12 protein-coding genes are annotated in these 12,438 nt (G+C 68.7%); 3 read left to right on the forward strand and 9 right to left on the reverse strand.

Annotated features, from left to right (window positions below; translation table 11 throughout):
• The first annotated feature begins 45 nt into the window (after nucleotides 1–45).
• The 3 genes from INT49_RS04835 to INT49_RS04845 all read left to right on the forward strand — a co-directional run bounded on the left by INT49_RS04835 (nucleotide 46) and on the right by INT49_RS04845 (nucleotide 2,276).
• Entirely contained in the window at nucleotides 46–390 is a 345-nt protein-coding gene (locus INT49_RS04835) for a hypothetical protein (RefSeq protein ID WP_193116591.1), read from the forward strand.
• A 235-nt stretch (nucleotides 391–625) separates the two neighbouring features.
• A complete protein-coding gene (locus INT49_RS04840; RefSeq protein WP_193116592.1) occupies nucleotides 626–1,426 on the forward strand; it encodes a serine hydrolase in 801 nt (266 codons plus the stop codon).
• Nucleotides 1,427–1,673: 247 nt separating this feature from the next.
• On the forward strand, nucleotides 1,674–2,276 hold the full coding sequence (locus tag INT49_RS04845) for an NlpC/P60 family protein (RefSeq protein WP_193116593.1): 603 nt from the start codon (nucleotides 1,674–1,676) through the stop codon (nucleotides 2,274–2,276).
• Between the two features lie 259 nt (nucleotides 2,277–2,535).
• On the opposite strand, the gene INT49_RS04850 is transcribed toward INT49_RS04845, so the two are convergent.
• The 9 genes from INT49_RS04850 to INT49_RS04890 all read right to left on the reverse strand — a co-directional run bounded on the left by INT49_RS04850 (nucleotide 2,536) and on the right by INT49_RS04890 (nucleotide 12,372).
• Nucleotides 2,536–3,654 carry a C40 family peptidase gene (locus tag INT49_RS04850; protein WP_193116594.1) on the reverse strand — a complete coding sequence of 373 codons (1,119 nt, stop codon included), beginning with the start codon at nucleotides 3,652–3,654 and terminating at the stop codon, nucleotides 2,536–2,538.
• A gap of 99 nt (nucleotides 3,655–3,753) precedes the next feature.
• On the reverse strand, nucleotides 3,754–4,908 hold the full coding sequence (locus INT49_RS04855) for a dipeptide epimerase (protein WP_193116595.1): 1,155 nt from the start codon (nucleotides 4,906–4,908) through the stop codon (nucleotides 3,754–3,756).
• A gap of 14 nt (nucleotides 4,909–4,922) precedes the next feature.
• Nucleotides 4,923–6,074, reverse strand: coding sequence for a DUF819 family protein (locus INT49_RS04860; protein ID WP_193116596.1), 1,152 nt, complete (start codon nucleotides 6,072–6,074; stop codon nucleotides 4,923–4,925).
• A gap of 152 nt (nucleotides 6,075–6,226) precedes the next feature.
• Nucleotides 6,227–6,547 carry a DUF3870 domain-containing protein gene (locus INT49_RS04865; protein ID WP_193116597.1) on the reverse strand — a complete coding sequence of 107 codons (321 nt, stop codon included), beginning with the start codon at nucleotides 6,545–6,547 and terminating at the stop codon, nucleotides 6,227–6,229.
• A gap of 161 nt (nucleotides 6,548–6,708) precedes the next feature.
• On the reverse strand, nucleotides 6,709–7,695 hold the full coding sequence (locus INT49_RS04870; protein WP_193116598.1) for a hypothetical protein: 987 nt from the start codon (nucleotides 7,693–7,695) through the stop codon (nucleotides 6,709–6,711).
• A gap of 157 nt (nucleotides 7,696–7,852) precedes the next feature.
• The gene (locus tag INT49_RS21535; protein ID WP_193116599.1) at nucleotides 7,853–8,992 is read right to left on the reverse strand and encodes an ABC transporter ATP-binding protein; all 1,140 of its coding nucleotides are present in this window, start codon (nucleotides 8,990–8,992) and stop codon (nucleotides 7,853–7,855) included.
• A 38-nt stretch (nucleotides 8,993–9,030) separates the two neighbouring features.
• Complete coding sequence (locus INT49_RS04880; protein ID WP_193116600.1) at nucleotides 9,031–10,344, reverse strand: ABC transporter substrate-binding protein; 1,314 nt, start codon at nucleotides 10,342–10,344, stop codon at nucleotides 9,031–9,033.
• Between the two features lie 113 nt (nucleotides 10,345–10,457).
• Nucleotides 10,458–11,402, reverse strand: a complete 945-nt coding sequence (locus INT49_RS04885; RefSeq protein ID WP_226849754.1) for a carbohydrate ABC transporter permease — start codon at nucleotides 11,400–11,402, stop codon at nucleotides 10,458–10,460.
• Nucleotides 11,403–11,436: 34 nt separating this feature from the next.
• On the reverse strand, nucleotides 11,437–12,372 hold the full coding sequence (locus tag INT49_RS04890; protein ID WP_319021515.1) for a carbohydrate ABC transporter permease: 936 nt from the start codon (nucleotides 12,370–12,372) through the stop codon (nucleotides 11,437–11,439).
• Nucleotides 12,373–12,438: the final 66 nt, after the last annotated feature.

The following is a 12,438-nucleotide window of genomic DNA, read 5'->3' on the forward strand; positions in this document are numbered from 1 at the left end:
GCGTAAAATCCGATGCACGAAGTCGAACCACGGCCGGAGGATCCCATGAGCGAGAACCAGTACAACGCAGAGGCCGACCCCGGCGACGAGGCGCGCGACTTCACGGGCCCCAACGGTGTCGAGAGCGCCGACCGGATCCTCGAGCTGGAGCGCGATCGGGAGCGCGATGGCGCGGCCCGATCGGATGACGCCGCCGATTTCCCCCGCGAGCTGGGCGAGGAGGACTCCGCCGCCGCCGATCAGGGCAACCGTGACGGCGACGAGATGCTGTCCGAGGGTGACGACGCGGACGACGACCGGGCGCTCGACGGCGGCGACGACTCCTTCGAGGCCTTCGAGGACGAGCCCTTCACCGAGGACGATCCCCTGGCACGCGACCGCGAGGTCTGACCCCGCCGGCCAGCGGGTGCCCGACCGCGAAAACCCCCTCGCTACGTCGCCGCGCAGTGGCTGAGCATCCGCCGTTTCTGCGACGAGAACCCCGAGGACGAGCTGGTCCCGGAGCTGCGCGCCGAGCTCGAGACGGCTCCCGTGCAATATGCCCGTTACCAGCGGCGATACCTGGGATGGGGCGTGCTTGCGCTCATGAGGCGCCGGCCGGGAGACGCTGACGTAAGGTCGCAGGATGCCGATCCCCACCGCTGCCGCCCCTGATCAGGTCTCCATCTCCCACTGCCTGCTCGATGCGGCGGGTGTGGCGATCTCCGCACAGGGCGCCGAGCAGCCCTACTACGCCGCGAGCACCATCAAGCTGCACGTGATGCTGGCCGTGCTCCGGGCCGCAGACCGCGGAGACCTGAACCTCGATGATGCCGTGACCGCGACCCGCAGCTTCACCGGGGCCGACGCAACGACCTTCACCCTCGGCGGCGACCACCTCGACCCCACACATCCGGCCGACGGGGAGCAGGTGAGCGTGCGCGAGCTCCTGCAGCGCATGATCGACCGCTCCAGCAACGAGGCCACGGACCACCTCGTCGAGCTCGTGGGCCTGGAGGCGGTGGCCGAGGCGATCGCGAGCCTGGGCCTGCAGGAGACCCGGGTCGAGCGCCTGATCGGTGACGCGAGCGCGCTCGCGACGGGCGCGACCAACGAGACCAGCGCGGCGGACCTCGCCCGGACGATGCGAGCGCTCGTGCAGCAGGACGGCAGTGCAGAGTCGACGCCAGCCCACGTCGACCTCGCACGCAGTGTGCTGCGGGCGCAGCGGATCCCGGTGATCGCCTCGGCGCTGGCCGACGGGGTCGACTGGGGCTCGAAGTCCGGCTGGGTCGACGGGTACCGGCACGACGTCGCCTTCGTCGGCGATCCCGACTCCAATGAGCTGAGGGTCCTCGCGGTGATGACCGCGGGGCTGGCCCCGGAGGCGGCCGACGAGAAGATCGCGTCGCTCGTGAGGGAGCTGCTGCCCGACGTCGCCGCCTGAACCGGCAGGCCACCCTGCCCAGACCTCGTCGGCCGTCGTGCGCATCCCCTCGTCGGGGCACCCGCCCAGCGGCACGTCGGCCGATGAACGGCGAGTAAAAAATCCCGCGATGAAGCGCCCAGGGGTTGCATTCCGGGGTGTGCCCGTGGTCACAGTGGAGGTGCCCGATCACGCACGGCACCGTCGTCCGATCGACCGGAGACCGGACCTCAGGACGGACCGTGCACACGACACGGAGGTACTGACCGTGACCGATCAAGCACTCACCACCCCCAGCCGTCGGAGCTTCTTCCGGGGCGTCGGCATCGCCGGCGCCGCGGCTGTCACCGGCGTCGCCGTCCCCACGCTGCTCGCGCCCTCCGCCTCGGCAGCGCCGGTCCCCGGCTACAACGAGAAGATCACCCGCGACCGGGTCATCGAGCGGGCGATGTTCTGGGTGGACGACCCTAGGGCGTACAGCATGGAGAACTTCGACATCGGCCCCGAGGAGGACTCCGACATCCTGTGGCGGATGGACTGCTCGGGCTTCGTGTCGATGGCCCTGGCCGTCCGCTTCGACGACAACCCCACGGGCCTGACCACCGAGACGCTGCACCCCGACGGCGGCTACGAGATCTCGCACTCGATCAGCAAGGACGATCTGCTCCCGGGCGACTTCATCCTGCAGAAGAACGCCGACTCCGAGAGCGGCGTCGGGCATGTGGTGCTGTTCAACGGCTGGGTCGACGGCGGCTACAACGTCCTCGAGCAGTCCTACGGGGCCGGCGGCACCACCTCCCGGACCGCCAGCTACCCGTACGACGACCTCGCGCACTACCACCCGTTCCGCTACGACCTCATCGTCGACTGACCGAAGAGTGCGGGGCGCCCCGCCCCGACCGGCCCTGTTCGGGCGGAGCCCCCGCATCGACGGGACGTATACGTGGCACGAGGCCTATATGCGGGCTCGCTGCACGTATAAGTCCCGTTGTCGCGACGGGCCTGTAAGTCCCGTTCCTGCGACGGGCCTGTAGGTCCCGTTCTTGCGACGGGCCGGGCCGGGCCAGCGGTGGGCTTGGCCAGGGGGTGGCTGAGGGCTGGTGTCGACGTGGGGATCGCGACTCGGCGGCTCAGCCGGCCAGGGCCACCCGTCGGGCGCCGGCGTACTCGCCGATGGGGTCGTACTCGGTCAGCGACATGATCTCGACGCTGCGCGCGGCGTTGGGGGCCTGCATGATCAGGTCGTCCCCGATGTACAGGGCCACGTGGCGGATCGAGTCGCCACCCGGCTCGGATGCGAAGAACACCAGGTCGCCGCGCTGCAGGTCCTCCCGCTCCACCGGCTCCAGGCCGGAGTGGTTCATCTGATCGCCGGCGTCGCGGTCGATCGAGATGCCGTGGTGGTGGAACAGCGTGTACGTGAAGCCCGAGCAGTCGAAACCGTAGGCGCTCACGCCGGCCCACAGGTAACGCAGCCCGAGGAACCGCTCGCCGGTGGCGACGATGTCCTCGACGGTGGGCAGCGGCGGCTGCTCGCCGTGCTCGCGCACCACGACGTCGTCGGCGGGCAGGTAGGCGTGACGCCCGCCGGGGACCGCGACCTTCACGGCCTTCGCGGTGCGGCCGAGCACCGGCAGGATCGTGTCGAAGGAGACGTCGATCCCGGGGTGGTTGCCCGACGGGGTGCCGGTGAGGGTGCTGGTCAGAGCCGTGACGGTCGCGGTCGGTGCGGAGGCCGCCTGCTGGGCGAAGTCCTCGTCGACCACGAGCTGCACGGTGGGCACCCAGCCGGGATAGCCGCGGGCGTCGCGCGGGGTGCCCTGTGCAGTGACCACGATGTGCGCCCAGTCGCCGTCGATCTCGTCGACGATGACCTCGCTGCCCAGCACGGCCTGCGACTCGAGCTCGCCGGTCAGCCAGCGTCGCGGCTCGGTGTCCTGCATGTTCGCGTTCCAGGCGTCGAGGTCGACGGGGTTCGTGAGCGAGGGGTCATCGATGCCGGGACGGTTCGAGCCCGGCTCCACCCACAGCGTGGTGGCGGTGACCGCGACGTGCGCGGTGGCGCCGGGGGTGAGGCCCGCGCCCGGCTCGGGCAGGGTCGCCGGCCCGGCGGCCGGTGCGGCGGGGACCTCGGCCAGGGCAGGGGCGACGGCGCCGAGGCCGGCGACGGCGAGGCCGGCGGTGCCGGTCGCGGCCAGGCGCAGGCCGTCACGGCGGGTGAGGCGGACGGTGGGGGTGTGCGTGGACATCTGGAGTCTCCTTCGACAGGTCCCCGAGCGGGGGCCGCAGGTCACGGGATGATGGGTGGGCGATCGGCTATCGGTCGAGAGCGCGGGTGGTCGCGCGGGTCACTGATCACCTCCGGACGGATCGACGTCGGCTCGGAGGCGCTCGAGCCCGAGGCCCGGCCCGCCGAGCAGGCGCAGCCAGCCGTCCTCCTGGACGTAGCCGCCGGCAGGGACATCGGAGGCGAACCAGAACGGCGGGTCGAGGTCGATCATCGTGATCGCCGGGTGGGCGATCGCGAGGTGGGCGGCGGCGGTGATCGAGATACGGGGCTCCATCATGGCGCCGACCATGCACTCCACCCCCGCCTCGAGGGCGACGTCCGCGATGGCCAGGGCCCCGCGCAGACCGCCCGTCTTGGCGAGCTTGATGTTGAGCATGTCCACGGCGTCGGCCTCTACCAGGCGTCGGGCATCCTCGACGTTCCACACCGACTCATCCGCCATGATCGGCACCTCGACCGCGGCGGACACCCGGGCGAGGCCCTCGATGTTCGCCGCGGCCACCGGCTGCTCGACCAGATCGATCGGGAGACCGTCCGCGAGGAACCCGGTGATGATGTCGATGGCCTGCTCCGGCACCCAGCCCTGGTTGGCGTCCAGCCGCAGCCGGACCCCGGGGGCCGCCTCGACGACCGCGGCCAGGCGGTGCCTGTCCTCCTCGATGTCGTGGCCGAGCTTGATCTTGAGGATCTGCTCGCCCCCGGCGACGGCCTCGCGGGCATGCCCGGCCATCACCTCGGGGTCCTCGAGGGAGATGGTCATGTCGTTGAGCAGACGATCTCCGGGGCGCCCGCCCAGCAGCTCCACCAGCGGCGCCCCGAGGCTCCGGGCCCAGGCGTCGTGCAGGGCCACCTCGAGCGCGGCCTTCGCACTCGTGGCCCCGTCGAGCGCGCCGGCAACCCGGGCGGAGAGCTCCGTGATGGTGCCGGTGGCGCCGACGACCGCAGTGCGCAGCGGCCCCTGCAGGGCGGCGGAGATGGTGCTCGCCGTCTCGCCGGTGACCGCGACGGTCTCCGCCGCGCTGCCCTGGCCGATCGTGCCGTCGGCCAGCTCGACCTCGGCGACCACGTACTCGACCGCCTCGGTGCGGCGCGCCGCCGTCACGAAGGGGCGCAGCAGCGGGGCCCGGTGGCGGTGCGAGCGCACCGCCACCACGGCCAGGGGCGTGCTCAGCTGTGGTGCCGGGGCATCGCGGGGCGTGGATTCCTGGGTCATCGGGTTCCCCTCTCTCACAGCGCGGACATGAGCTGGGCGGCCATCAGGCCCACGAACGTGCCCAGGAACGAGCCGATCAGGGCGAACAGCACGCCGACCGGCACCAGCTGACGGTTGAAGGCCGCGGCGACGACGGGCGCGGAGGCGATGCCTCCGATGTTCGCGGTCGAGGCCACGGCCAGGGAGAACAGCTCGGTCTTGGTGAGCTTCGCGTAGACCACCATGATCGCGGCGTGGATGATCAGCACGAGCAGGCCCATGAGCAGGTAGATCGGTGCCTGGGTGAGGGCGGAGAAGTCCGAGCCCGAGGCGATCTGACCGATCACCACGAACAGCATCAGGCCGGCGACCTCGCTGGACCCGGCGGTCTCGCCGAGCGGCGTGAGGGCGATCAGCAGTCCCAGCACGGAGACGATGAGGATGGTCCAGGTGGTGGCGTTGACGACCGTGCCCCACTCCGGGAGCAGCCCGCCGACCCAGATCGCGAGGGTGGAGACGAAGATCGAGCCGAACACGACGATCGACAGCGACGCAGCGGTGACCGGCTTCTTGTCGGTCTCATAGGCTCCTTCATGGGCGTCGAGGTAGGAGGTGTCCGCCTTGGTCCACTTGTTGAACTTGGGGGACACGGCGACCGAGGCGAACATCGCCATCAGCCAGACGGAGTAGATGATCGTGTCGGTGATCAGGGCATAGCCGAAGATCGACTCCGGTGCCTGCAGGATGTCCTGCACGGCGACCATGTTGGCGCTGCCGCCGGTCCAGGAGGCCAGCAGGGCGCCGAACACCTTCCAGGCCTCGGTGTGCACGAAGCTCTGGAAGACGACGTACACCCCGACCATCCCCAGGAACAGCGAGGCTGCGGCGACGAAGTACGTCAGCAGCAGCTTCGGGCCGAGCTTGATGATCTTGCGCAGATCGCAGCCGAACAGGAACAGCAGGATCATCGCTGGCAGCAGCACGGTCTTGACCTGGGCGATGGGCTCGCGGGTCGCCTCGTCGTCGCCGAACACGCCGAGCGTGTTGAGAGCCGCGCACAGCAGGTACATCAGCACCATGCCGGGCACGAACTTGAACAGTTTCCAGCCGGTCGTGCGCTCGAGCACGATCAGCACGCACGACAGTCCCAGCAGGACTCCGAGCATCAGCAGGCCATCGGTGATCACGGGAGATCTCCTCGTCGGTCAGGAAGTCGCCGCCGTCGGGCACAAAAAATCGGAAGCACCAGGGATCGCCGCCTCGGGCGAGGCGTGATCCGGGTGCTTCCGACGGGATCCGGTTCGGTGAGGTTCCGGGCAGACGGTGGGCGCTTTTGAAGTTAGGCGGTGACGTCGGCCGACAAGTCGCGGTACTTCGCGGCGGCGTTGCGCACTGCTGTGGCAAGCGCCCTCTGCGAGGACCCGTGGTACCTGTCGGTGATCGACTCCACCAGGGAATCGTCATCGAGCAACGAACGACCCACCAGCAGTTCGCGAACGAACTCGACGGTGAGGGTCAGCGTGGCGGTGCAATCCGCTGCCGTGATGACGTGGGTCTCAGTATCGACGATGAGACCGATGAAGAACAATCCCCACTGCGATGTGATCGGATTGTTGCTCGGCGCTTTGGCCTCGCCGGTGAGATAGATGGTGGTGCCCATGGGGGAAGCCTAAGCGGCAGCCCCCTGACAGACACCGCGGTCGAACCGGACGACCGCGGCCGACGAGGGCCGACCGCGGCCGACGAGGGCCGACCGCGGCCGACGAGGGCCGACCGCGGCCGAGACGAATGCCGGCCGCGGTCGGGGAGTGGCTGGAGCGATCAGCCCAGGTTCGCGGGGCCTGCCTCCGCGGCCTTCTGCTCGGCGGTGGCGCGACGGTCGGCGCGCTGGGAGTCGAGGCCATCGGCGTGGGCCTCGGGACCGGCGGTCGCGGCGAAGGCCTGGGCCTTCTGCGCAGCCGGTGCGAGGTCGGTGAACTGGCCGCCCATCTCCCCGCGCACGCGGTTGTCGGTGCCGGTCGGTGCCGGATCGTTGCCCTCGCCGGTCAGTGCGCCACGGATGATGTTGCCCGAGACGTCGACGCCGTCGAGGTTGTCCGAGAGGGTCACGTCGGAGCCGAAGTAGTTGCCGTCCTCGCAGTCGACGAGGCCGCCACCGGTGCCGAGCTGCACGCCCGAGTTGCCGGTGAAGGTGGCCGCACCGTCGACCTCGCTGCTGCACAGGGAGGTGCCCTCTTCGTTCGCGGAGACGGTCAGTCCCTTCGCGAGGGTCGAGTCGATGATGTCGGTGTACAGCGTGTTCTCGCTGCTCACAGCGCCGTCGATGGTCACGGTCTGCAGGTGAACGAGGCCCTGCTCCACGGTGAGCTTGCCCCCGATCGAGGAGTCGTAGGAGTACAGGAAGGGATCGGCTCCGTCGACGGCACGCCCGGTGTAGGACCCGCCCAGGGCGGAGTCGTCGAGGTAGACGCCGTAGCCGCCCTTGCTGATCAGGTTTCCTGCCACCTCGGTGCCGGTGGCATCGAAGTAGCCCTCGGAGGAGACCACGACGCGGTCCGCGATGCTCGAGTCGGTCATGAGCAGATCGGCGCCGGCCTTCACCGTCACCTCGCCCTCGATGGTCACGCCGTCCAGCACGCAGGAGTCGCCCTTGTCGACGACGAGATCGCCGGGCACGGTGACGTCCGCGGCGTCCCCGTCGCAGTGGGTGGTCAGTGCCGCGGAGGCGGATCCGGCGCCGACGGCGAGGCCCGCGGAGGCGAGGGCGAGAGCGGAGAATGAGATGACAGTTCGGGAAAGGGGGCGCACGTCGGCTCCTAGTCGCGCCGGGCACGAAGGAGCGCCGGCGGCAGATGGGGGATGAGGTTCCTCCCCGACCGTACCGGCATGTGATCCACATCGCTGAGGAATGCGGACTTTAACGCTGAAACTTTTTACACCCGTTCACCCGACGGTCAGACTCGAGTCAGAGGTACTCGAGGTTGATCTCGTTCTCGGGGTGGAAGAACACGCTGGTGCGGGGCTTGGGGCGCACGTGGATCGTCGTATCGGGCTCGATGCCCTTGAAGCCGTGGTCCAGCCGGAGCACCAGCTGGCTCCCGCGCACGGACGCGGTCATGCCCTCTGTCTCCTGGGCGCGGCAGTGGAGGAAGGCCTCTCCGCCGAGCTTCTCCACCAGGCGCACCGTGAGGGGCATGCTGGCGCCGCCGTCCTCCGGCGCGGCGCCGTGGCCCACGATCTCCCAGTTCTCGGGGCGCACGCCCACGATGACCTGGCCGGGGGTCTTCTCGGCGTACTCACGGGGCAAGTCCATGTCCAGGCCGTGGTCGGGGCCGAGCAGGGCGCGGCCGTCGGAGCTCACCGTGGCCCCGTCGATCAGGGTCATCGCCGGAGACCCGATGAAGCCGGCCACGAAGGTGTTGCCGGGGTGCTCATAGAGATGGGTGGGCTCGTCGACCTGCTGCAGCACGCCCTCGCGCAGCACGGCGACACGATCGCCCATGGTCATGGCCTCGGTCTGGTCGTGGGTGACGTACACCGTGGTCACACCCAGTTCGCGCTGCAGCGAGCCGATCTGGGCACGGGTGGACACCCGCAGCTTCGCGTCGAGGTTCGACAGCGGCTCGTCCATGCAGAACACCTTGGGGTTGCGCACGATCGAGCGGCCCATGGCCACCCGCTGGCGCTGACCGCCGGACATCTGCGAGGGCTTCTTGTCCAGCAGCACCTCGAGCTCGAGCATCGCGGCGGCGCGCTCGACCTGCTGGGTGATCTCCGCCTTCGGCATCTTCGCGTTCTGCAGGGCGAATGCCATGTTCTGGCGCGCGGTCATGTTCGGGTAGAGGGCGTAGGACTGGAACACCATGGCCACGTCGCGATCCCGGGCGCGCAGCTCGCTGACGTCGACGTCGTCGATGAGGACGGTTCCCTCGTCGATCGGTTCGAGCCCGGCCAGCATCCGCATCGCGGTGGACTTCCCGCTGCCGGACGGCCCCACCAGCACCAGGAACTCCCCGTCGGCGACGGTGAGCGAGACCCGGTTGACCGCGGGAGGGCGGGACGGGTCGTAGATGCGGGAGGCCTGCTGGTACTCGACGGTGGCCATGGTGTTCCTCGTGCTCCTTCAGGGGGTCGGTCGGGTGCTCACAGGTTGGGGGTGATGTCCCGGTCGATGACCTTCTGCGTCTCGTCCTGCAGGTCCTTCATGACGGTCGCGACGTCCTCCTGGGCGATCGCGATGCGGTCCAGACCGGCACCGATGCGCTGACCGCCGCCGCTGACGAACACGCGGGCGTAGTCCTGCGGCGCCGTGTTCTCGCTCAGCTGGCGGATCGCCGTCATGGCGTTGGGGTTCTCCTCGAGGTACTTCGTCTCCTCGGCGTCCTCCATCGCGGACTTCCGCACCGGCATGTACCCGGTGGCCTGGCTGAACGTGATGGTGTTCTGCGTGCTGGTCAGGAAGTCCGCGAACTTCATGGCCATCACCTTGCGTTCGTCGCTGATGCCCTCGGGGATCGCGATGCCGGCGCCGCCGGTGCAGGCGCCGGGCGTCGGGCCTGGCAGATAGGTGGTGTGGAAGTCGAACTCCGCGGATTCCTTCAGGCCGCCCAGGGATCCGGTGGACTGCAGCAGCCCCGAGGAGTTGCCGATGGAGAACGCGTTGGCGGCGTCCTTCTCGATGCCGATGTGTCCCGCGGCGACCTGCTCCTGGAGGAAGGTCGCGGCGTCGATCGAGCCCTGCTCGGTGAACGTCGGGGTCCACTCCTTGGAGTAGTTGCCGCCGAAGGTCCAGATGATCCCCTGGAAGAACCAGTCGAGGTAGTCGGAGCCGTCCGGGATGACGATGGCGGGCTTGCCGCCGTTCGCGTCGAGGATCTTCGGGGCCCATTCGGCGAACTGCTCCCAGGTCTCCGGGCCCTTGTCGGTGGGCAGCCCGGCCTTCTTCATCACCTCGGTGTTGAAGTACATGAGGGTCGTGGAGCGCGAGTACGGCATGCCGTAGTGCTTGCCGTCGTACTCGTAGTCCTCGCGCAGGGTGTCCACGAAGTCGTCCGAGTCGACCTCGGCCTCCTTCCACAGGTCGTCCATCGCGGTGGTGGTGCCGGTGAAGGCGAAGTTGAACCAGGTGACGTCCGAGGCCACGATCAGGTCGGGCAGGCCGCCGCCGGCGAGCGCGGCGTTGAACTTCTGGCCGAGCTCCTCGTAACTGGCGCCGCCGTCGATGAGCTTCGCCTGGTTGTCGGGGTTGTCCTTGTTCCAGGCGTCGATGATCTTCTGCTCGAGGTCCTTCGAGCTGCCGGGGTGGTTGGACCAGAACTGGATGGAGCCGTCGCCCTCCTCGCCCTTGCCGCCACCGCCGCCGCCGGCGGAGGTGGAGCCCCCGGCGCAGGCGGCCAGTGCCAGGGCTGCGCTGCCGGCTCCGGCCATTCCGAGAAGTGAACGTCGCGTCGTTGCCATGTCGATCTCCGATTCGTGTGGTGGTGCGGGGACGGTGCGGGGCCGACGGATAGCGGCCGGGTCGAGGAAGGGGGCGGGGGAGAGGGTAGGGCGCGGTGTTCGGCGCCCGGCCATCACCCCTTCACGGCCCCGGCGGTCAGGCCCTTGATCATCTGCTTCTGCAGGATGAGGAAGACGATGAGCATCGGGACGGTGGTCAGGACGGTGCCGGCCATCACCGGGCCCCAGTTGGTCAGGCCCTCGTTGTCCTGCAGCTGGGTCAGGCCGATCGGCAGCGGTGCCACGGCGTCGGTGTCCGACATGAGGAACGGCCACAAGTACTGGTTCCACTCGTTGACCACGGTGATCAGCGTGAACGCGACCAGGGTGGGCCAGGACATCGGCAGCACCACCCGGAACAGGGTGCGGAAGAAGCCCGTGCCGTCGAGCTCGGCGGCCTCCATGATCTCCTTGGGCAGCGACAGGAAGTGGTTGCGCATCAGGAAGGTGCCGAAGGCGACCGCGGCCAGCGGCACGATGATGCCCTGGAAGGTGTTGCGCCATCCCCAGCTGGCCACGAGGGCGTAGTTGGAGATGACGGTGATCTGGTTGGGCACCATGAGTGACGCGATGACCAGCAGGAACAGCAGGTTCCGCCCCGGGAAGCGCAGGAACGAGAGGCCGTAGGCGGTCATCACGCCGAGGCTGACCTCGACCACGGTGAGGATCCCCGTGATGATGACCGAGTTGCGCAGGTACTTGTCGAACCGCACCTCATTGATCACGTAGGAGTAGTTCTCCGGCGCGAAGGGATTGGGCAACCAGCTGATGGGGTTGGAGTAGATGTCCCCGTGGGTCTTCAGCGAGGTGACGACGATGAAGTACAGGGGGACGAAGAACAGCAGCACCGCGGCCAGCATCCCGAAGTAGCCCAAGAGCTTCCCGGCGGTCCCGCCCTGGAAGGCGAGGTGCCGGGAGGTGGCGCGCTTCTTCTGCGCGGGGGTGAGCTGAGGCGGGTCGTCGTCCTCGAGCCCGGGAACGGGCGGCAGGACGGCCTGTGCGTCGTTGGTCATCGTCATGGGGGTACCTCCGTCCTTGTCTTCCTGGCCTTCTCTAGTCCTGTTTGTCCTGCAGCTTGACCTGCACGAGCGTGACGACCAGGACGATCAAGAACATGATCGTCGCGACCGCGGCGCCGTAGCCCGCTCGGTTGTTCACGAAGGTCTCCTGGTAGACCTGATAGATGAGCGTCGAGGTGCCGGTGCCGAAGGGGCCGCCCTCGGTCATCACCTGGATGATGTCGAACACCTGGAACGAGTTCAGCAGCACCGTGACGGACAGGAAGAACGTGGTGCCCTTCAGCTGGGGCAGCGTGACCCGCCAGAACTTCCGCCAGGCGGGCGTCCCGTCGATCTCGGCGGCCTCGTCGAGGTCGGAGCGACGACCCTGCAGGGCCGCCAGGTAGATCACGAAGGTGTAGCCGAGGTTCTTCCACACGTAGGTGGTGGTGATCATGAACAGCGCCCAGCCGGAATGCTGATAGAACGCCGGGGTGTCCAGGCCGAGCCGGCCCAGCACGTCCTGGACCAGGCCGTAGCCGGGGTCGAACACGAACTGGAAGGCCACACCGATCGCGGCGCCGGAGATGACGTACGGGGCGAACACCATGGTGCGCACCATGTTGCGGGCGCGCAGGTGCTGGTCCAGCAGGAGGGCCAGTGCGAGGCCCAGTGCCATCGAGCCGATGACCGCGACGAGCGTGAAGATCAGCGTGTTGCGGGCGATCTGCCAGCTGGTGTCGTCGGTGAACCACTCGATGTAGTTCCCCAGGCCCACGAACCGCATGTCCGGCGAGGAGATGTTCCAGTTGTAGAAGGAGATGCGGAAGTTGTCGATCAGCGGGCGGTAGGTGAACAGGCCCAGCAGGATCATGTTCGGCACGATCAAGATGGCAGCCAGGCCGATATGCCGCCAGTTGAGCGAGCGGGAGCGCTTCGTCGGCTCGTCGGACGTCGTCGTCTCGAGCCCCGGGATCGCGGGAGTCGTCACAGCGGTCACAGTACGCGTCGCCGCTCCGTTTGGGAGCCAGGTCACACGGTTCGCCCAGTTCCGTGA

Source organism: Brachybacterium tyrofermentans (assembly GCF_014897585.1).
Classification (GTDB): domain Bacteria; phylum Actinomycetota; class Actinomycetes; order Actinomycetales; family Dermabacteraceae; genus Brachybacterium; species Brachybacterium tyrofermentans.